19 protein-coding genes and 1 pseudogene are annotated in these 20,576 nt (G+C 64.9%); 11 read left to right on the top strand and 9 right to left on the bottom strand.

All coding sequences use genetic code 11. The annotated features are described in order from the left end of the window. Positions 1–32 precede the first annotated feature (32 nt). Together parA and E1956_RS24845 are read left to right on the top strand one after the other, a co-directional pair. Entirely contained in the window at positions 33–695 is a 663-nt protein-coding gene (parA, locus tag E1956_RS24850; protein WP_028218253.1) for a ParA family partition ATPase, read from the top strand. 24 nt (positions 696–719) lie between these two features. After that, on the top strand, positions 720–1,781 hold the full coding sequence (locus E1956_RS24845) for a ParB/RepB/Spo0J family partition protein (protein ID WP_134753812.1): 1,062 nt from the start codon (positions 720–722) through the stop codon (positions 1,779–1,781). A gap of 143 nt (positions 1,782–1,924) precedes the next feature. Here E1956_RS24845 and E1956_RS24840 read toward each other — a convergent pair whose 3' ends face one another. Further along, positions 1,925–3,283: a replication initiation protein gene (locus E1956_RS24840; RefSeq protein WP_134753810.1), complete on the bottom strand. Its 1,359-nt coding sequence runs from the start codon at positions 3,281–3,283 to the stop codon at positions 1,925–1,927. A 2,037-nt stretch (positions 3,284–5,320) separates the two neighbouring features. Between E1956_RS24840 and E1956_RS24835 the strand changes: the two genes are divergently transcribed. After that, complete coding sequence (locus E1956_RS24835; protein WP_134753808.1) at positions 5,321–6,532, top strand: DNA-binding protein; 1,212 nt, start codon at positions 5,321–5,323, stop codon at positions 6,530–6,532. Between the two features lie 162 nt (positions 6,533–6,694). Here E1956_RS24835 and E1956_RS24830 read toward each other — a convergent pair whose 3' ends face one another. The 3 genes from E1956_RS24830 to E1956_RS24820 form a co-directional block, all read right to left on the bottom strand. Further along, positions 6,695–7,690, bottom strand: a complete 996-nt coding sequence (locus E1956_RS24830; protein ID WP_134753806.1) for a tyrosine-type recombinase/integrase — start codon at positions 7,688–7,690, stop codon at positions 6,695–6,697. A gap of 115 nt (positions 7,691–7,805) precedes the next feature. Continuing rightward, a complete protein-coding gene (locus E1956_RS24825; RefSeq protein WP_134753804.1) occupies positions 7,806–8,219 on the bottom strand; it encodes a DUF2471 family protein in 414 nt (137 codons plus the stop codon). Between the two features lie 144 nt (positions 8,220–8,363). Then, entirely contained in the window at positions 8,364–9,113 is a 750-nt protein-coding gene (locus tag E1956_RS24820; protein ID WP_418789278.1) for a helix-turn-helix domain-containing protein, read from the bottom strand. A 123-nt stretch (positions 9,114–9,236) separates the two neighbouring features. Between E1956_RS24820 and E1956_RS24815 the strand changes: the two genes are divergently transcribed. After that, positions 9,237–10,436: a glycine C-acetyltransferase gene (locus E1956_RS24815; protein ID WP_134753802.1), complete on the top strand. Its 1,200-nt coding sequence runs from the start codon at positions 9,237–9,239 to the stop codon at positions 10,434–10,436. Between the two features lie 18 nt (positions 10,437–10,454). Continuing rightward, positions 10,455–11,486, top strand: coding sequence for an L-threonine 3-dehydrogenase (tdh, locus tag E1956_RS24810; RefSeq protein WP_134753800.1), 1,032 nt, complete (start codon positions 10,455–10,457; stop codon positions 11,484–11,486). 13 nt (positions 11,487–11,499) lie between these two features. On the opposite strand, the gene E1956_RS24805 is transcribed toward tdh, so the two are convergent. Further along, positions 11,500–12,204 (bottom strand): YceI family protein, encoded by a 705-nt coding sequence (locus tag E1956_RS24805; RefSeq protein WP_134753799.1) that lies wholly within the window; start codon positions 12,202–12,204, stop codon positions 11,500–11,502. Positions 12,205–12,533: 329 nt separating this feature from the next. On the opposite strand from E1956_RS24805, the gene E1956_RS24800 reads away from it, so the two are divergent. Beyond that, entirely contained in the window at positions 12,534–13,367 is an 834-nt protein-coding gene (locus tag E1956_RS24800) for a helix-turn-helix transcriptional regulator (protein ID WP_134753798.1), read from the top strand. Positions 13,368–13,513: 146 nt separating this feature from the next. On the opposite strand, the gene E1956_RS46960 is transcribed toward E1956_RS24800, so the two are convergent. After that, positions 13,514–13,654, bottom strand: coding sequence for a hypothetical protein (locus tag E1956_RS46960; RefSeq protein ID WP_167760034.1), 141 nt, complete (start codon positions 13,652–13,654; stop codon positions 13,514–13,516). On the opposite strand from E1956_RS46960, the pseudogene E1956_RS47555 reads away from it, so the two are divergent. The 5 genes and pseudogenes from E1956_RS47555 to E1956_RS24780 form a co-directional block, all read left to right on the top strand. After that, positions 13,614–13,862, top strand: a pseudogene (locus tag E1956_RS47555) (DMT family transporter); the annotation flags it as partial. The gene E1956_RS46960 and the pseudogene E1956_RS47555 overlap by 41 nt on opposite strands. A gap of 118 nt (positions 13,863–13,980) precedes the next feature. Next, positions 13,981–14,304, top strand: a complete 324-nt coding sequence (locus tag E1956_RS47550; RefSeq protein WP_335930009.1) for a DMT family transporter — start codon at positions 13,981–13,983, stop codon at positions 14,302–14,304. 181 nt (positions 14,305–14,485) lie between these two features. Beyond that, the gene (locus E1956_RS24790) at positions 14,486–15,199 is read left to right on the top strand and encodes a TetR/AcrR family transcriptional regulator (protein WP_134753797.1); all 714 of its coding nucleotides are present in this window, start codon (positions 14,486–14,488) and stop codon (positions 15,197–15,199) included. 73 nt (positions 15,200–15,272) lie between these two features. Then, a complete protein-coding gene (locus E1956_RS24785; RefSeq protein WP_134753795.1) occupies positions 15,273–15,767 on the top strand; it encodes a nuclear transport factor 2 family protein in 495 nt (164 codons plus the stop codon). 243 nt (positions 15,768–16,010) lie between these two features. Next, positions 16,011–16,649, top strand: coding sequence for a hypothetical protein (locus E1956_RS24780; protein ID WP_232071599.1), 639 nt, complete (start codon positions 16,011–16,013; stop codon positions 16,647–16,649). Here E1956_RS24780 and E1956_RS24775 read toward each other — a convergent pair. From E1956_RS24775 to E1956_RS24765, 3 genes are all read right to left on the bottom strand, one after another. Then, complete coding sequence (locus E1956_RS24775; RefSeq protein ID WP_134753793.1) at positions 16,615–17,772, bottom strand: glycosyltransferase family protein; 1,158 nt, start codon at positions 17,770–17,772, stop codon at positions 16,615–16,617. The two genes, E1956_RS24780 and E1956_RS24775, sit on opposite strands and share 35 nt — an antisense overlap. A 34-nt stretch (positions 17,773–17,806) precedes the next feature. After that, a complete protein-coding gene (locus E1956_RS24770; protein ID WP_269467638.1) occupies positions 17,807–18,964 on the bottom strand; it encodes a DegT/DnrJ/EryC1/StrS family aminotransferase in 1,158 nt (385 codons plus the stop codon). Positions 18,965–19,088: 124 nt separating this feature from the next. Continuing rightward, on the bottom strand, positions 19,089–20,129 hold the full coding sequence (locus E1956_RS24765; protein WP_134753791.1) for a glycosyltransferase family 2 protein: 1,041 nt from the start codon (positions 20,127–20,129) through the stop codon (positions 19,089–19,091). Positions 20,130–20,576 lie beyond the last annotated feature (447 nt).

Here is a 20,576-nt window from a genome sequence, read left to right as displayed (position 1 = left end):
ATTCAAAACAATTAGCAAAAGGAGAAAATCAATTGGCAGCAGAGATAATCGCAGTCACGCAGCAAAAGGGCGGGGTCGGCAAGAGCACGATCGCGATGCATCTCGGCGCGGCATTCCACGAAAGGGGAAAGCGTGTACTCGTGGTCGATGCCGACGGCCAGAACACGTTGGTCCATTGGGCGAGCGCATCTACAGACGGGGAAACCGGCATTCCGTTCCCGGTAGTGAATCTTTCTGAGGCGGGTGGCCAGATCCACCGCGAGATCAAGAAGTTCATCGGCGACTACGACATCATCATCGTCGACTGCCCGCCGTCGATTACCGAAAAGGTCTCTGGCGTTGTCCTGCTGGCCGCTACGGTCGCCGTCATCCCCACCTCGTCCTCGCCGGCCGACTACTGGTCGAGCGTTGGACTCGTCAAGCTGATCCAGCAGGCGCAGGTCATGAACGAAGACCTGAAGGCCGTCTTCCTCCTGAACAAGACCGAAGAGAAGCGCATGCTCACGCGCGAGTTGAAGCGTGCTCTGGAAGAACTCGGTTTCCCGTTGCTCAGAACACAAATACCCACTCGCGAAGCGTACAAGCAGGCCATGGCTCTTGGCCAAACGGTCCTGCAGATGAGCGATCGCGGTGCGCGGCTCGCCGCAGTCGAAGTGCGCGCTTGCGCCGACGAAATAGCGGAGATGCTCCCCTGACTTTATGCGCATAAAGGACGCTGAATGAAGCCCTCACAATTTGCCAAAGGTTTTCAGGCACGGCCTGACACGACGAGCAGCGAAAAACGCACGGCCCTCGACCGACTCAATGCCATCGACGGCATCGTCCAGGACAAACCGAAGTCACGTGAATCGGTCGGTCGCGCAAGTCAGCCAGAGCCAGTCGAGAGCACGGAAGATGCCGCGCTTGCTTCGACGGAGCACGAGTCTGCGGAATATCGCGCGTGGCGCATTGAGCATGGTTATCGTCCCGGCCAGATCATCGAGTTGCCGCTGAAGGCAATCAAGGCGAGCCCGTTCAATCCGCGCCATTTCTATCTGAAGACGTCGATTGCCGAGCTTGCGGTCAATCTCGCCAAGCAGGGGCAGCAGCAGGCCATCCACGTGATTCCCGACTACGCGGCGCCGGGCAGCTATTACGTCAGCGACGGCGGGCGGCGCGTGCGCGCCCTCAAGGAAGCCAACAAGGAGGTCGTCAAGGCAATCGTCGTCGACTTGCCCATCGGCCTCGAAAGCTACAAGCTCGGCTACGATCTCAACGTCCAGCGCGACTCGCAGACCGTCTTCGACAACGCCATCGTCTGGAAGCGCTTTATCGACGAAAAGCATTTCCAGAGCCAGCGCGAGCTCGCCGATCATCTCGGCCTCGATGAATCGACCGTGGCTGTGGCGCTCTCCATCGCCAAGCTGCCCGAATTGGTCATGCACGAAATGGTCGCGCGCCCCGATCGCTTCGGCTCGAACATGGCCTATCAGGTTGGCCGCTATCATGGCGCACGCGGCACCGACGCCACGCTGCGTCTGATCAACCGGATCGTTGCCGACGACCTCAGCACGCGCCAGGTTGCGGACATCGTGAAGGGCCGGGCAACGCCACAGGAAAGCCCCAAGCCCGCTGGCCGACAGCGTTACGCCCAGCGCCTGGAAATCAAGCTCGACGGCGTAGCCGTGGGCGATCTGAAGTCGTACGGCGAGGACCGGCTCGAGCTGCGTTTGAAGGGTCTCACGAAGGATCGGCGCGACGCCCTGCTTCATCAAATCGAAGAAATGCTGAAGCTGAAGTAATCGCGGCAAGCAAAGAAAAAAGGTCTTCACGCGTTATGCGTGAAGACCTTTTCTATTGGTATTTCACTGGAAACCCACTGCGAGTCGGACGACACCCTGATTGCCCTGCCCCCACCGGCCGGCGGAACCGGTGACGCCAAAGCTCAGGCTGCGCGCGACTGGCTCAGCGTAAAGGCGAGCAGATCGCCGTCAGTAGGTTCGCCCCACGTCTTGCGTGCGAGCCAATCGAAGAACGCCGTATCGGCCAGTTTCGAGTCGAGGCCGCGGCGGCGCCAGTCATCGCGCAGATGTGAACCAAGCCCCGGCAACTCATCGTTCTCGAACGACGTACGTGCAATCTCGCGCTCCAGCTCGCCCTGCTCGTCGTAGAGCGCACGCGCTTCCTTGCGCCGGTAGGCCGCGTATTCGTCCATCAGGCGGGCCTTCGGATCGTCCGCCGCCACGCTCCCGGCCACCGCGCGTGTCGAGGCCGGCGTGCCCGGTGCGCCGTCTTCCACCGGGGGCGCGTAGCCCTTCTTCAATGCATCCTTGAACAGCGCTGCGGCGCTGCGCACGGGCGGCAGGCTCGTGCTGCGCATGCGCTGTTCGGTCAGCTGAAGCGCCGCGCGGATACGGTTTTCCTCGCTGTCGGCATAAAGCGACTGGGCTTCCTTCAGCGGAATGCCGATCTTGACCATGCGGTCGACGAGCGTGCTGTCGAAGACGTTCGGGTGCTCGTCGAGCGCGAGCATGGGCTGCTTGCGCTCCGTCACGCGAAACTGGATTTCGGCAACCCGCCGGCCTTCGCGATGCTCGATCAGCTCGACAAAGATGTTCGTTACGGCGTTGACTTCCGCAATGGCCGGTCGCAGGTAATCGCGTTTGAAATACTTGTACTCGCGCTTGGCTTCGTCGCCAGCCTCGGTGTCGGGCGTGCCCGACAGGATCGGCCGCCACCACTCCCACGTCTCGCGCATCGTCAGATGGCTAGGATTGGTGAGATAACGCACGCAGATTTCGTAGAGTGCGAGACCGGCGCTGCTGCGCAACTGGCTCTGGAATTGCAGGCTCAGCCGGGCATACTGGACAGGATCCAGCAGCTTCTTCTTGATCTTGGGCGCGAACGAGAATTCCACCCAGACGCGACGGGTGGCCGGGTCTTCGAGAATTTCCGCGTCGGCGATCAGTGTTGAGATGCCCCACTTGCGCCCCGGCTTCTGGCTCGAGGTGCCCTGGCTCCATTCGACCTGCACCGACACCATGCGCCGCAGATGTTCCTTGACGAGCGCCGTGTCGTTAGAATCGAACGCCGAGTTCGCGACGATGTCGGACAGGAGCGCACGGTAGGTGTCGCCAGACTCATCTGCCTGCTGCGCGACGGCGAGCAGGACGTTGAAGAGCTTGCGGGTCAGCAGGGTGATCTTGCCGCTCTTCGGCTGAATCGCGATCGCCTCGACGGCCTTGCGCAATTCGGCCGAGCTCGGGCTCACCACATCGGTTTTTTTCACGCGCTTCGTGGCCATGCGTCGGGTCGAGGTGAGATTTCGCGAAAGGATACCGCCTGTGGTGAAACGCGTCTATAGGCCCACTCTCACCATTGCCGGTGAAGCGAGTCTGCGGCGCGCACCTCACCGCGACGGGCTCCCGAAAACGCTCACCTTGCCGGCAAGCGCCTGTCCGCCGGGCTCCCAACGCACTCGGGGTTTGGGCATCCACCGCTCATCCGGAGCTTCTCCGAAAGGTGTCGATCGGCTCCCGAACAAGCTCACCTCAAAAAATTTCCTGGCGCAAACGCAACAGCAGGCCGATGTGCTCGCCGCCTTGGCGTGCCGGCGCTGATGGGCCAGCGGGATGCAGCCAGCCCGCATGGAACAGCCCAAAGTGGGGCAACCCAAATGTGCCGAACGGCTCCGAGACCATCACCGGATAGCACCTGGAGCGGATAGCGCACCCGCTTAGGCCCGCCGCATCCGCGATCCATCACCTCCCTCAGGTGCGCTAGTTGCGCAGGCCTGACGCACTGCAACGCCCCCGCCGCTTGCGTCCAACCTCTTTGTGACCAGCTATGGGTGCCCGCTGCAGCGCGTCACGAGAGCCCGCAAGCCCCCCACAGATTGCCCGAACGGCTCGACCGCCCCTGAAAAAGCTCACCTTTAACACGCCACGAGGTTTGAGTCTGTAACGCTTGTGGCCAAAACAGCAAGCCGATCCCCGCCATTACGCTCCCCGAAAACGCTCACCTTTGGAGTCTGGGAGGACGGGAATGGCCGCCGTACCCGACCTGAAGAGGCCAGCGCAACCGCTCCCGAAAACGCTCACCTTTGCTATGGAAAGCCGGAAAAAGCCAATAGATTCCTAGGGTTATCCACAATCCACGTCGACCACTCAAGGAAACCGGCCAGTCCCGAAAATTCTCACCTCAAAGCGTCGTGCAGACTGAAAGCGCGCATCACCACCTCGCACCAGAAGCTCCTGAAAAACCTCACCTTGATGGATCAGCCGAAACACCTGGCAGCATCAGGCGCCTTTGCAAATCAACCTTCCGGCGTCAGTGAACGCCAACTTGCTCCCGAAAAGGCTCACCAGAGCGACTTTTTCGGCCCAAATTGGCTCCCGAATAGACTCACCTGACGCGAGCACAGCACGACAGCCAGGGCCGATTTCGCGGCACTGCGACAAACTCCCGTAAAAGCTCACCTTAATACGCACGCGGAGTCGAGGCCTCCTGCGGCATCGTCGTCTCCGCGGTGAATCAAACACTCTTGCGCTCCTGTAAAAGCTCACCTCAGGGTCCCGAAAGCCGCAAATCCGGTCAAAATGCCCCTTCGCCTCCCGAAAAGCTTCACCTTGGCCAGGCGATTCTTCCCGATCTTCCTCACCGCAGCTTTCAGGCGGCCCAAATTGACGCCAAAAACCCGCCCAATCGCACGCCCCGAATCCCCTCACCGTTGCAATTCACGTAACAACAGCCGCGGCCCCGATGTGTCGGGGGCAGATTCCCCATCCGCTCCTGTATTGACTCACCCTTGCTGCTGAGTCAAGAATCGGGGTCGTCCCGAACCCGCTCACTTCCTGTCCCGCAGGCGCTCACCCCCTTCCCCGAAGCCCATCACCCGCCTGTCCCGCAGAGGCTCACCACCGTTCCCGTAAAGCTTCACCTGTTCGGGCTGAAACCCAAGCCAGGTAAGGGTTTGCTGTGGCGTTAACGTCTTTTAACAGGTATCAAGGGTGTTTACTTTTATTACTCTCAAGCCCATCTACCCCGCGAGCCCTCCGGGATATCCACACCCCTCAGAGCCTCGAGATCCGTTTCTGCCAGTACAACCGCTCGTGAAACAACGTCTATAAATGGTTCGCTTCCAGAAAGCCAAGCATTTACAATGGCTTATGGAACAAACTTCGTTTTGTTTCACGAAATGCTCACTCGAACGACAACAAAAGCGTCATCTGGAGTGCCTTCTTCGCCTGAATGACACATCCGCCAAAGTCCGCACGGATTTTTGTATCGATCAATACGTAATTTGTTATTATTCGATCCATTATCCCTCGCAGAGACGACCATGATTCGAGACGAAGACCGCCTGGCCCTCCGCGAAGAGCTGGAAACTTTGCGCAAAGACGGTGCGCGGCGCCAGGACCTGTCCTTACATGCCTGCAAGCGTCTCTTTTTCGACTTCGGCATCCGTCCCTCAATGGCCACCGTCCGGGATTTGACCCAGACCGGCAGCGCCAGTGACATTCCCAAAGACATCGAGCTTTTCTGGCAACGCATTCGTGCGGCGTCGAAGGTGCGCGTCGGCAACGGCGCCATTCCATCCGCGTTGGAAGAGCGCGCCGGCGAGCTCCTCGGTGCGCTATATGAAGAAGCCCGGGCGCTGGCCCGTCAGACGCTCGAGGCCGAGCGCCAGGAAATCGAGTCTGGCCGCCACGATGCCGAACAGGCATTGCGCGACGCAGAAGCCCGGCGTCTTGCCGCTGATGAAATGCTCCAGCGCAGCGAGGCCCGCATTGAAGCGGCCTGGGCACGCGTGCGCGAGCTCGAAAGCCAGCTGGCGACCGCTTCCGCGCATGGCGCACTGCATCAGGACAGCCTGCAGTCGACGGCGCGCCGTCTCGAAGCTGAAAACGAGTCGCTCCAGAAACGTATCGAGACGGAGCAGACCACCAATGCCGGCCTGCGCGACCGCATCGACGGCTTGCACGAAGAAATGCGCAAAAGCACCGAGCACTATGCGCAACAGATCAAGGATGCGCTCGCGGAGGCCGAGCGCCGCGTGAAGCCGATGTTGGTCGAGCTCGATTCGCTGCGCACGATGTCGTCCACGTGGCAGTCGGCCCAGCGCGAGGCCGGCAAAAAGGAATTCGAATTTATCCAGCAACTCGCCACAGCCAAGGCGCGGGCGGACCGGCTCGACGCCGTGTTGCGCGAGCGCTCGGACGAGGTTGACGTGCTCACGCGCCAGGTTACGACGTTGCGCACGCAACAGGGTCTCGACGGTTCGGTTGCCGGCGTGCTGTGCGCGCTCGCGCAGGCGGGGCGCCTGGGCGAGGACGAGCTGGCGCAGCTCGGCACGCGTGTCGATGCCCATGTGAGCCTGCCGGCGCATTGCCCGAACTGTGAGGACGGCGAGCCAGAGCTCGCACAGGTCGATGGCCGCTTCGAACTGTCGTGTCCCGAGTGCGACTACACATCGGGTCTGGGCGTGTCGCGGCTCGAGGCTGTTGCGCGCTTTGCAGCGGGCAAGAAAGATGCCCGAAACGCCGTTAGGTGAGTATTTTCGGGAGACGCCGGGAGTCAGGAACGGGAGCTTTTACGGGAGCCGAAGCCGTGTGCGATATAGGCGGATAGTGCTTTCCGCCTCGAGCCTCAGTCTGCTTCCGCCTCGAGCCTCAGTGTGCTTCAGTCTGCTTCCGCCTCGAGCTTCCAGCCTGCTTCAGCCTGCTTCGGGTGCGACGTCCGCGCGACTCGCGGATGCCTCCCGGTCGGCCCAGACGCGCCATGCGCGATGCAGCCGCCCCGCGGAAATCGGTTGCAGGAAGCCGAGCCACTGCCCCACCTGATCCGCGTCCGTGCCGCGCTCGAACAGATCGGCCGCGAAGCTGTTGCGCAGGGTTTGCGGGCTCGCGCGTTCGGCGCGAGTTTGCGCGATGCCCGCCGCCTCCATCAACGCATCGATTGCGCGCAGCACGGTGGCCTTGTGCATCGGACGCCCATTGGGCGAGCCGGGAAACACGAGCTGCCCGGGCAGGCCCGCGAGACGGCGCGCTTCGAGCCAGGCCCCCATCACGTCGACGGCGAAAGGCGCGAGCCGCGTGCTGTGGGTGAAAGCCGGATTGTCGGCTTCGAGGGTGATCCACTCCGAGCCGATGGCCGTGGCGTCGAGCTTCAGTGCAATGGCGTCGCCGGTTTTCAGGCCGCCGCCGAGGAAGACGGCTACGAGCGCGCGGTCGCGCCGCTCGCGCCAGCGCTTCGCGGCCGACTGCTCGGTCAGCGGCGCGAACAGCCGCGCGATCACGGCGGCACGCTCTATGGAAGTGAGAAATCCGGTGGGTTCGTTCTCGCGCGCATTGCGCCAGGCGGCCTCGCCGTCTTGGGCGATGAAGCGCGCGGGGTTCGTGGACGCCAGCTCGATCTGGCGCACGTGATCGAGCACGCGCTCGATGAGGCGCAGATAGCGCAGCCGCTGCGGCTTTTTCACCTCGAGCCCCGCGACGAATTCGGCGATCGTGCCGGTGTCCACGGAAACAATCGTCTTGCGCTTGAGCGCGAGCCATTCGAGAAACCGCCCCCATTGCACGCGGTAGACGTCGGCCGACGACTGGCGCAGATCCTGGGAAGCCAGCCAGGCGTCGAAGGCGGCGGCGGGATCGTGCTGCCAGTCCTTGCGTTGCTGGTCGAAGAGGTCGCGAGAGGAATGGGAGGCGCTCATCACTATCCTTCCGTTAGTTGCGTTACGAGAAGGGATTCTAGCGAAATCCACGCGGGCCGGGGCGCCGGCATGCGGCGAAGCCGGCCCTGCCGCGCGCGGCGACACGCGATGGCCGTCAGCCGCCCCACGCGCGCGAGCGCTTCGCTGCGGCGCGCCGCCGGGCTTCGCGCTGGGCGTCCTGTGCGCTTTGGGCCGCCCGCTCATAGGCGCTGACGGCGAATGCGAACACCGCCGGCAGCGCATTGGACTGGCCGAAGTCGACGGTTTCGTCGGTTTCCGGGTACGCGAGACCGCCAGGACGCTGGAACAGGCCGAGCATGAGCGCGTCGTGACGGCTCGCGAAGCCGAGGTCGGCGAGCGCTTCCGCCTCGATCGCGTGCAACAGGCGCCAGGTGAGCGGCACCTGCTGGGCGATATAGCGTTGCGCGATGTTGCGCACGATCTGCTCGAGGTCGCGCGCGGCCGCCTGAAAACGCAAGGCGGCCAGCTCCTGCTCGTTCGGGGTTCGCGAGGTTTGCGGGGTGTGCATGGCGGCTGCTCCGGTCGTTCTTTTTACTGTATGAATATACAGTAGTCGGCGCGATCGTGCAGCCTCATCCGTTCGGCCAGGGATCGTCGAACGGTCGGATGCGGCGCGGCGCTTGAACGTCTGCGACGGGTGACTGCCGTCCGCTCAACCGTGGATCACGATCAGCAGCGCGCGCGCCTCGCCCTTGCCCACGTTGCGGATCGCGTGCGGCTGGTCGCCGATATAGCGCGCCGTGTCCGCCGCCTTCAGCCGCTCGTGCGCGTCCCCCGCCTCTACTTCGATCGTGCCCTGCAGAACGGTGAGATGTTCGCGTGTTCCCGGCTCGTGCGCCGCCGACACCAGGGCGCCGCCTGGCTTGAGCGTGAGCTCGTACCACTCGAAATGGCCGGCCAGCTCGATCGGCCCCCAGACGCGCAACTGATAGCCCGCCTCGTGGCCATGCAGGGTCGGGATGTCGTGCGGCCCGGCTACGGTGATGGCGTCGGGCGCGCGCGGCGCGACGAACAGCGAATCGAGCTTCACGCCCAGCGCGTTAGTGAGCCGCCACGCCACGGCGATCGTCGGATTCGCCTTGTCGCGCTCGATTTCCGATAGCATGGATTTTGAGACGCCGGCCGCGCGTGACAGCTCGTCGAGCGTCATCTTGCGCTCGCTGCGCAGACGCTGGATCTGCTCGCCCACGCGCGGCGGCGCGGCAGGCGCGGCCCGAACGGACGGATCCGGGAGCTCCGCCGCCGGGTTTGCTGCGGCGCGGGATTTGCGCGTGGGGGTTTTGGCCTCCGTGTTCTCGCCTGCGTGGGCACCGGCGTGGTTCGCTGCGCCGGAATGTTCGGCCGATGAATCCGGCGATGCTGCACGCTTGCCCGCACGCGAACCTGTGCCGATGCTTGCCATAGACTGCCTCATCGATTAAAGTTGTTCGATATATCGAACTTGGGTTCGGAAAAACGAATAATTTCGCTCAAAGCTGACGGCGACTATAGCAGCCGCGGCTTGGGCTGTCAGGAGCACGATGCAATGGCTACCCCCTATCTCGATCACCTGCGCGCGACGCTCGACCAGATTCGCGCGGACGGCTTCTACAAGAGCGAGCGCGTGATCGCGACGCCGCAATCGTCGTCCATCGGCTTGGCCGACGGCAGCGACGTGCTGAACTTCTGCGCCAACAATTATCTGGGCCTCGCAAACGACGCGCGCCTGATCGCCGCCGCGAAAGACGGGCTCGAGCGCGACGGCTTCGGCATGGCCTCGGTGCGCTTCATCTGCGGCACGCAAACGGTGCACAAGCAGCTCGAAAGCGCGCTCGCCGCATTCCTGCAGACCGACGACTGCATTCTCTATTCGAGCTGCTTCGACGCCAATGGCGGCCTCTTCGAAACGCTGCTCGGCGAAGAGGACGCGATCATCAGCGACGAGCTCAATCACGCGAGCATCATCGACGGCGTGCGGCTCTCGAAGGCGCGCCGCTACCGCTACAAGAACAACGATCTCGCCGATCTCGAAGCGAAGCTGCGCGAAGCCGATGAAGCCGGCGCGCGCTACAAGCTCATTGCGACCGACGGGGTGTTCTCGATGGACGGCATCATCGCCGACCTCAAGGGCATCTGCGATCTGGCCGACCGCTACGGCGCGCTCGTGATGGTCGACGACTCGCATGCCGTGGGCTTCATCGGCGCGCATGGCCGCGGCACGCCCGAGCATTGCGGCGTGGCGCAACGCGTGGACATCATCACGGGCACGCTCGGCAAGGCGCTCGGTGGCGCGTCGGGCGGTTATGTGGCCGCGAAGAAGGAAGTGATCGAGCTGCTGCGCCAGCGCTCGCGCCCCTATCTGTTCTCGAACACGCTCACGCCGAGCATCGCGGCCGCGTCGCTCGCGGTGCTCGAGCTGATCGCGAGCGCCGAAGGCGCGCAATTGCGCGCGCGTGTGCAGGCCAACGGCGCGCATTTCCGCCGCGAGATGAGCGCGCTCGGCTTTACGCTTGTGCCGGGCGAGCATCCGATCATCCCCGTAATGCTCGGAGACGCGCAGGTCGCCGCGAAGATGGCCGATGCCTTGTTGCACGAAGGCGTCTACGTGATCGGCTTTTCGTATCCGGTCGTGCCGAAGGGCCGCGCACGCATCCGCACGCAGATGAGCGCGGCGCATACCCCCGAGCAGATCGACCGCGCCGTGGCCGCGTTTGCGCGCGTAGGCAAGCAGCTTGGCGTGATTTGAGAAGGATGACGAAATAACATGAAAGCACTTGCCAAGCTCGAACGTGCCCCGGGCCTCACGCTCACCCGCGTGAAGAAGCCCGAAGTCGGCCACAACGACGTGATGATCAAGATCCGCCGCACGGCGATCTGCGGCACCGATATCCATATCTGGAAGTGGGACGACTGGGCGCAAAAGACCATCCCGGTGCCCATGCACGTGGGCCACGAATATGTGGGCGAGATCGTCGAGATGGGCCAGGAGGTGCGCGGCTTCGAGATCGGCGACCGCGTCTCGGGAGAAGGCCATATCACCTGCGGCTTCTGCCGCAACTGTCGCGCGGGACGCCGCCACCTGTGCCGCAACACCACCGGCGTGGGCGTGAACCGCGAAGGCGCATTCGCCGAATACCTCGTGATTCCGGCCTTCAACGCCTTCAAGATCCCGCCCGAGATCTCCGACGATCTCGCCGCGATCTTCGATCCGTTCGGCAACGCCACGCATACGGCGCTCTCGTTCAACCTCGTGGGCGAGGACGTGCTCATCACCGGCGCGGGGCCGATCGGCATCATGGCCGTGGCGATCGCGAAGCACGTGGGCGCGCGCAATGTCGTGATCACCGACGTGAACGACTATCGGCTCGAGCTCGCGCGCAAGATGGGCGCGACGCGCGCGGTGAACGTCTCGCGCGAATCGCTGCGCGACGTGATGAACGAGCTGCACATGACTGAAGGCTTCGACGTGGGTCTCGAGATGTCGGGCGTGCCGAGCGCGTTCACGGCGATGCTCGAGTCGATGAACCATGGCGGCAAGGTCGCGCTGCTCGGCATTCCGCCCGCGCAAACCGCCATCGACTGGAATCAGGTGATCTTCAAAGGCCTCGAAATCAAGGGCATTTATGGCCGTGAGATGTTCGAGACCTGGTACAAGATGGTCGCGATGCTGCAAAGCGGGCTCGATCTCTCGCCCATCATCACGCACCGCTTCAGCGTGGACGACTACGAGCAGGGCTTCGCGGCGATGCTCTCCGGCGAGAGCGGCAAGGTGATTCTCGACTGGACCACCGCCTGAGGTCTCGCGCCGCTCATTGCGGCGCTGCCTCCGATGCCGCCGCCCCGCCCGGCGGCGCCTGTTCGAACTCGGCCTGGATGCGCACGTCGATCTCGTCGCCCACGGCCGGATACCACGTCGTCAGCCCGAACTTCGCGCGGCTGAAACGCCCCGTGGCCGCAAAACCGAGCGTCGGCTGCTTCGTGAGCGGATTCGGCGCATAGCCGTTGAACACCACGTCGAGCGTGACCGGTTGCGTCACGCCATGAATCGTGAGATCGCCCGTGAGCGTGCCGGCGGGCTTGCCATCCATGTCGGCGGTGCGCTCGAAATGTGTGCTGACGAAGCGGATCTGGGCATAGCGCTCGACGTCCAGCATCTGCGAACCCTTCACCATGCGATCGAGCAGCGGCACGTTGGTGTCGAGACTCGCCGCGTCGATCACGGCCTCCACCGTCGCATTCTCCAGTGCGTTCGCGCGCCAGTGGAGCTGCGCGCTCGCGCGATCGAAGCGCATCACGAAGCGCGTGTAGTGCAGATGGTCGACGTCGAACACGATGCTCCAGTGATGCGCGTCCAGCGTGTAATGTCCCGCCGGCACGGACGCCTCGGTGGGGCTCACGCTGTGCGTGACGACGCGCAGCGGCGTGCAGCCGAGCAGCAGGCAGGCCGCGGCCAGCGCGGCGCACAGCGTACGGCGGCCCGCGTGTGGGGAGGCTGCGGCTGGGGAGCGGTTCATGGCGTCTCCGTTTCGGGTGCCTGGCGAGTGAGAATCGTGACTGTAGTTACTGGAGTTACGATTGGCGGCGCACTTTTGTTCCATCGACAGCCATGATTCTTGAATGGCCGCAGATCGGGCGCGGGCCGTCATTCTTGCACGTTGCGCGGCGAGTCTCCTGGCACGAGGGACGAAGCGCATGCGCGCGCAGCCTTCGGACAGCGCCTCGAGCGCAGCGTTTGCCCCACGCATTGCCACGCGGCCCGATTTCGGGTTTGATATCGGATCGCCGCCTGTTACTGGAACGTGGGGAGCCTGGAGCGCCCGGGCCGCCCGGAGGAAGCCGCCGCATGTCCACTGCGAACGATTCGGTCCGCTTTCACGCCACGCACGTGCGCGAGGTCGACGCCATGACGGCCGCCTCGGCGCGCAGCTTCGCGCGCCATGCGCACGACCAGTACGGCATCGGCGTGATCGATGCGGGCGGCCATGTGTCCCTCTCCGATGCGGGCGTGGTCGAGGCCGTGCCCGGCAACCTCATTCTCGTCAATCCCGGCGAAGTCCACGACGGGCGTCCGCTCGGCGCGGGCGCGCGGCGCTGGCGCATGCTCTATTTCGAGCCGCGCTGGATCGATGCGCTGCAGGCCGACATCACCCAGGGCGACGACGCCGGTTTCGCGCTCTTCGCGCCCGTGATCGCCGATCCACGCCTGCGCGCGCTCTTTGATGCCGCGTTCGGCTATGCCACGGCCGCGCGCGGCGACCTCGCGGCCATGGCTTTCGATGGCGCGGCGCTCGACGCCATGACGCGGCTCGTGCGCGACCTCGGCCACCGCCGGCCGCTCGCGCCGTGCTCGCCGCTAGCCGTGGCGCGCGTGCGCGAGATGATCGACGCGGATCCGGGCCAGGCTTTCTCGCTCGCCGAGCTGGCGGGCGCCGCGGGGCTCAGCCGCTTCCAGCTGCATCGCGGCTTCGTGCAGGCGTTCGGCGTGCCGCCGCATCAATACATCCTGCATTGTCGCGTCGGACTCGCGCGGCGCCTGCTCAAGGCCGGCCACGCGCCCGCGCAGGCGGCGCTCGCGGCCGGCTTCTGCGACCAGAGCCATCTGAACCGGGCGTTTGCCCGCCAGTTCGGCGTATCGCCGGGCCGTTACCGGCTCGCGCAGGGCGCCGGCCCCGCCTGACGGTTGCCGTCGACGGCCGCAAAGGCCGCAAAGGCCGCAAAGGCCGCAAAGGCCGCAAAGGCCGCAAAGGCCGGCCGCCGCCACGCTTCGTCGCTTGCTGCACACCGATCCAAGACGCCGCGCCCGCCGCGATCTATACCGGTGCTTCAATCCCTGGAGCGCCCCATGTCCTCTTCGCTGTCACCCGCAAAATCGCCGCGCGCGTCGTCGTCGCGGTCCGTCGCGCATCTGCAGTTGACCCTCGCCATGATCACCGTGGGCAGCACGGTGATTGCCAGCAAGATCATCGGCACCGGACTCGATCCGATGCCCGCGACCGCGCTGCGCTTCGCGTTCGCACTGCCCGTGTGCTTTGCACAGGCGCTCGGCAGCGTCGGCTACACCGTTTTGCTGATCGCCGGGACGCAGCGGACCTCGGCCGCCGACGCGGGGATCATCCTCGGCACCTTGCCCGCCGTGTGCGCGCTCACCGCCGCCGTGGTGCTGCGCGAGCGCCTGCGCGCAAGCACGCTGGCCGCGGTTGGGGTGGCGAGCCTCGGCGTGGCGCTGGTCACGCTCGCGCCCGCCGCACAGCACGCAGGCAACCGTTCGCTGACGGGCGGCGGCTCGCGCCGTGCTGCTGCCGTCTCGCGACGCCGCCGCTTTGAATGGCGGCCTTCTGTCCGCCGTCGCGGCAACTGGCGCGCTGCATGCGCTACCCTCGCACGCCATGTTGGCCGTGGCGTACTACGCACTGGTGCCGACTGGTACACGCCACGGGCGCGAGGCAGCCATCTTCACGGCCGTCGCGCCCGTCTCGGGCGTGGTGCTCGCGGCGCTCGTGCTGGGCGAGCCGCTCACGCCCGCGCGGCTTGCCGGGCTTGCGCTCGTTGTCGCGGCCGTCTTCGTGATTGCGGGACCGGCCGTGTGGCGGCGTCCGGGCGGTCAGGACGCATGACGCGGCGGTTGCCCGCGCGCCCGCACGAACTCGCGTCCAGGTCGTGTCTTGACTTCGGAGAATGATCGTTCTACATTGCGTGACATGGAGAACGATCGTTCCACCTCGCGTTCCGTCGTCTGATCGACCACGGCCCGATTGACCCACGCGCGAAGCGGACACCCTGTGAAGAGATGAAGTCATGAGCAACAACACGAGTGCCGCCGCCGACGCGCCGCAAGCCTCCCCGGCCGCTTCCCCGTCCGATGCACGCGAGCGTCTGCTGGAGGCCGCCGAGGCCCTCATCTACGCGGGCGGCATCCATGCCACCGGAGTCGACGCGATCGTCCGCGCGGCGGGCGCCGCGCGCAAGAGCTTCTACACCTGGTTCGAGTCGAAGGATGCGCTGGTGGCCGCCGCGCTCGCGCGCCGCGACGAGCGCTGGATGCGCTGGTTCGTCGAAGGCACGATGCGTCGGGGTCGCACGCCGCGTACGCGCCTGATCGGCATGTTCGACGTGCTGCGCGAGTGGTTTGCCTCGGAAGGCTTTCACGGTTGCGCCTTCCTGAACGCCGCGGGCGAGACCGCCTCGCCCGACGACCCCGTGCGCGAGGTCGCCCGCCTGCACAAGGCGCGCTTGCTCGCTTTCGTCGGCGAGCAATGCGCGGCATGGGCCGAAGTGGTTGGCGCGGACCGGCGCGTGGCGGCGCGGCTCGCGCGCCAGTGGCTGATCCTGATCGACGGCGCGATTGGCGTGGCGCTCGTGAGCGGCGAGGCGGACGCGGCGCTCGATGCGCGCGCCGCCGGCCAGCATTTACTCGATGCGCTCGCGCCCCGGCCGGCCCGATTGGCTCGAGCGCCGCGAACGCGCGGCGCCGTACCCAACAAGCGCGAGGCCGCACGAGCGCGCCGCTAGCCGCGCAAGCTTCGCTGCCGTTTCTATGCGCGCGCGCCGTCCCGGTGCGCCGCCCTCTCCATGGAGCAGACGCATGAGTGCCACCCAACCGACGACGCCCGCCGAAGTCCGTCCGCCGCTGCCGCCTTTCACCCGTGAGACCGCGATCCAGAAAGTGCGTGCAGCCGAGGACGGCTGGAACACGCGTGATCCGCAGCGTGTTGCGCTTGCCTACACGCCGCAAAGCGTCTGGCGCAATCGCGCCGAATTCGTGACGGGTCGCGAAGCCATCGTCGCGCTTCTCACGCGCAAGTGGGCGCGCGAACTCGATTACCGGCTCATCAAGGAGCTGTGGGCGTTCACGGACAATCGCATCGCGGTGCGCTTCGCCTACGAGTGCCACGACGATTCGGGCAACTGGTTCCGCTCGTACGGCAACGAGAACTGGGAGTTCGATGAGAACGGGCTGATGGCGCGCCGCCATGCCTCCATCAACGACTTGCCGATTCGCGAAGCAGACCGGCTTTTCCGCTGGCCGCTCGGCCGCCGTCCCGACGATCATCCGGGCTTGAGCGATCTCGGGCTCTGAGCCGGACGCCTCGCCTCACGCCATCGCACGCGGCCCGAAGCTTCATCGCCGGGACTCATCGGCCTGCCATCATGGACGCGCCGAACGGCGGCGCCTGCGCGCTCGATGCGCGAATCCGAGCCTGGATTCCATACGCGCACGGGCGCTCTTGCTGTAAAGTTTGCAGTCGCCAGAAAGAGAGCATCAACAGACCCAGCAGCAGACGAACCGAAGCGATTCGGCAAGCGAGAGGACGGAGAGCCCATGCGGTGTTGGCAAGTGCGCGGTGGCAGGACAAGTTGGCGCGGGATCGCACCCGCTGTTCGAGAGACCGGAGTAGGTCCTGAAGCGCGCCCGGCGGCCCAAGCGCGGGCCAGGGCCCCAGCAACGATCAACGGGCGCAAGAAGGTTCCGAAGGCGGCAACGCTCATCGCGTTCACGGCGCTCACGCTTGGCGCCGCAACGGGCGCACACGCGGCCAACTGGTGCGGCGCCGGCCTGTGGGTCGATGCGATGGTCGGCTCGTACCACGTTCATCCCGACAAAGACTTCGAGCAGTTCAACCCGGGCCTCGGCATCGAATGCTGGCCCGGCGACACATGGGCGCTCACGGCCGGCGGCTTTCGCAATTCGCTGCGGCGGCCCTCGTGGTACGGCGGCGGGGTCTGGGCGCCCGAATTCCTGCATTGGGGCTACGTGCGTCTGGCGGCGATGGGCGGCATCATCTCCGGCTATAACTACGGCAACTGGGGGCTCGGCCACAATCACACGATCGGGCCCGTAGCCGCGCCCATCGTGATGGTCGCCTACAAGCGCGTGGGCGTGAACTTCATCGTCATCCCGCCGATTCCTTCCGACGACCTGCCTTTCACGATCGGGTTTCAACTGCGGGTGAAGTTCTGAGCGCCTCCCGGTCTTGCGTCAACGCGTCGAAGCATTGCCGATAGCGCTGCCTGCACGTCTCCCACCCGAACGTGTCGATGGCCTGCTGGCGACGCGCCGCCACCGCCTCGGCCGCCGAAAAGCGCGGCCAGTTTTCCGTGACGTAGCGCACCACCTCCGGCAGCTCCGCTTCGTGCTCGAAGAGCAGGACATTGTCGAACTGCTCCGCAGCCCATCGCGTAAACGGGATGGCCCGCCCGATCACCACCGGCACGCGCCCGATTGCCTCGAAGAACGCGCCGCTCACCAGCATCGAATCGGCCACGTGCGGCAGGATCAGGACGTCGGCGGCGCTGATGCGCGCGTCGAATTCGGCATCGCTGAGAAAGCGGGCATCGAGCGTGACGCATGCCGAGAGATTCCGCTCGCGCAGGATCGCGCGCAGCGCATCGACATAGGCCGCCTGACCTCGCCCGGCAATCAGCAGCGTGTGGCCGGCCGGCCAGGCGGCGAGCACCTCGGCGATGCCTTTGTAGGGCTCGACGGTGCCGAGAATCGCAAACGACGGCTCGCGCGCGCCGCTCCGCGCGGGCGGCACCACGCGCCCCGGCACGTCCCAATAGAGCGGATGCGGCAGATAGCGCGCGCAAAAATGCCCGGCGTAATGGGGATCGTGAACGATGCGGATATCGGCGAGCCAGCGCACGAGCGACATCAAGGCAACGGAGAGCATGCGCACGGCGCCGCGCGCATTGTGCACCGCGTGGTCGTGCACGAAGCACACGACTCGCGCGCGGCCGAGCGCCATCAACGTGCAATAGAGCAGCACCACCGGCAATCCGCGTAGCCGCGGCACGACGCCTCGTCCCTTGTCGATGAAGGCGCGCAGCTCGATCCAATGCAGCATCAGCACGGTCGAGCGTCTGAACAGATCGAAGCATCCGCCGCGCAGCAGGTAGCGCAACGATAGCGGCCGGACATCGTAGCCGATGTCGCGCAGCAGTTGCTTCTGCAAATCGATGTACGGATTCGTCGTATTGGTGAAGGGCGAGAGCAGCACGCGAGGCACCCGCTTGCGCGGTCGTTGCGCCTCGCGCGCGCGTGCGCTCTCGCGTTCGCCTTCGGGAAAAGCGCTGTCGCTCATGAGCGGTGCTCCTCGCGCGTCCTGGCCGGCACGCTCATTGCACCGCATGCATCGGTTGCACCGTGGCGTCCGCCGCGGCCAGCACGATGTCGATGATGCGGTCTTGCACCTCGCGCTCCAGCATGGGGAAGACGGGCAGACACAGCACCTGCTCCGCGATCGCCCGCGCCGCCGGCAGATTTCCGGGGGCGGCGGAAGCGAGGCCACTATACGCCGGGAATTCGCTGATCAGCGGATAGAAGTAGCGCCGCACGGCGATCTGGCGCGCGCGCAGCTCCGCGTAAAGCGCGTCGCGGCTGAGCGGGAAGTCGGGCGTCACGAGCACGGGGAAATACGCATAGTTAGGCGTACTGTCCGGGTCGATTTGATGCAGGCGCAGCCCTTTCACGTGACCGAGACGCTCGCGATAGTAGGCGTCGATTCGCGCGCGCGCCGCGTGAGTCCAGTCCACGTGCTGCAATTGCACGAGACCGAACGCGGCTTGAACCTCGTTCATCTTCCCGTTGATGCCGTGGCCCACCACGGTCACTTCGTCCTGAATGCCGAAGTTCTTGAGCCGGTCGATGCGCCGCTTCATCTGCGCGTCGCGGCAGACGATCGCGCCGCCCTCGAAGGTGTGGAAGATCTTGGTGCCATGAAAGCTCAGCACCGACATGTCGCCGAAGCTCAGGACCGAGCGGCCGTTGCGCCGCACGCCGAAGGCGTGCGCGGCGTCGTAGATCACCTTCAAGCCATGGCGATTCGCGATCTGCTCGATCGCCTCGACCTCGCACGGGTTGCCGTAGACGTGCACCGGCATGATGGCGCGCGTCGCGGGCGTGATTGCCGCTTCGATACACGCCGGATCGAGATTCATGCTCACGGGGTCGATGTCGGCGAAAACCGGCTTGATGCCGTTCCAGTGGATCGCATGCGTCGTCGCGACGAACGAGAACGGCGTGGTAATGACTTCGCCGGTGATCTCGAGGGCCTGCAGCGCGGTGATCAGCGCGAGCGTGCCGTTCGAGAACAGGCTGATGTGCTCCACGCCGAGGTGCTCGCAGAGGGCCTGCTCCAGCCGATGGTGCAGCGGACCATCGTTCGTCACCCAGCGGTTCGACCAGATCTGCTCCAGGTAAGGCAGGAATTCTCCGAGGGGCGGCAAAAAGGGTTGGGTGACCGGCACTACCGCGGCTTTCGTGTCGTTCATCATGATGTTGGGTCCCGTAAGCGTGGTTATCGGTTGTTTTCAGAGCGACCGCATTTCGTCGTAATAATTAAGGATGCCGAATTGAATGCCTGGGTGAGCGGCGTTGAATGATCAAACCCTTGCGGGATCAGGATCGCTGGGTCTGGGTGCCCCGCGCGAGCGGATTGGCGAGAAAGCGAATGGCGTGATCGCTGACGCTGCGCAGCGGCAGGAGGCAGAGCAGTGTCAATGCGACCGCCGCGAACTTCTTGCGCGTCGTCCAGAACGGATTCGCGAGGATCGAGCGGAAGTAGCGCCGCGAGTCGAAAACGATCCAGTGCCAGCGCCGCCACAACGGGGCGTTGTACACGCGCAGGCACAGGTGGGCTTTCTCGTAGGAGAAGTCCATGGGCTGCTCGGGCAATTGCTCGCCGAGGCGCTCGCTCACGAGCTCGCGCAGCGCGTCCCAGCGTTGCGGAAAGGCTTGCACGACCTCGGCAACGTCCTGGCTGTTCGCAATCGAGAGCCCGGCGCGCGGTTTGGCAGTCGCTCCGCTTTCGTTGGCCGGCCGATGCACGCGATAGCCGCCAAGCGGCGTGTCGATCACGCCCACCGGCCCCACCAGCGCGACGCCGTAGATGGCAAAGAAGTCGGCGGCAATGCCGCGGCGCGTCGTCTTCGGCAGTGGCAACACGCGTTTGAGCGCGCTGACGCGATACGCGTTGCCGGACGCCGGCGGTGAGGGGTAGAGCCAGCCACTTCGCAGCAGCCCCGCGCATTCGGCGGGCGGTTGCGAATGCGGCACGCAGACGCCGATGGACCGGCTGTCGCCGTCGATCACGTCCAGGGTGAATTGCACTTTCGCATAGCCGCCGCGCTCGAATGTGTCGAGCACTTGCGCAACCGCGCCTTCATACAGGACATCGTCGGAGTCGAGATACAGGATGTACTCGGTATCGGCCATTTCCAGGCCGAGGTTATACGAGCTCGCCTGCCCGCCATTGGCCTTCAAAACCGGTGTCACACGCGCACCGTAGCTCGCGATGATGTCGCGCGAGCCGTCGGTCGAGCCGTCGTCGATCACGACGACCTGGGTTCGCTGCGGTTCCTGAGCGAGCGCCGAATCGATCGCTTCGCGCAGGAACCGCTCGTAGTTGTAGCTGCATATGACGATTGTGATGTCCTTCACCGGTTATCCCCCGTAGTCAGCGAGCGCGTGCTTGTGCAACGCTTTGTGCGCTGCTTTGAGCGCTTGTCTGACACGTTTCGGCTGGTCGGTGTTGCTCGCGTTACCGCTCGCGTCCGTCCGGCCGATCCGTTCGCCTGATTGCCGTTCGTCGTGTGGCTCGTCGCCGGCAACCAAAGACTTTCACCCCTGCTGGTGCTGATAGCGAAATGAAAGTAATTGGTAATCTTATAGCGCACCGGCGATAGCGCGCGCCACCGCTATCGATGCCTATGTGTGCGGTGTTCAACACAATGACGCAGACCCACGGGAGCGCGGTTTGGGCACCGCGTTTTGCTCACCTTCGATAAGGTGAGGAATTCCAGGAGATGGAGCGAACGCATCCACGGTGCCGCCGTGTGTGCTCATGCACACATGCTCGCGCCCGCCCGGCAAAGCGCGCACGCGTCT

Origin of the sequence: Paraburkholderia pallida, from assembly GCF_004524855.1 — a bacterium.
Classification (GTDB): domain Bacteria; phylum Pseudomonadota; class Gammaproteobacteria; order Burkholderiales; family Burkholderiaceae; genus Paraburkholderia; species Paraburkholderia oxyphila.
The sequence above is the reverse complement of the archived record's forward strand: the minus strand, read 5'-3'. Positions and strand labels throughout refer to the sequence as shown.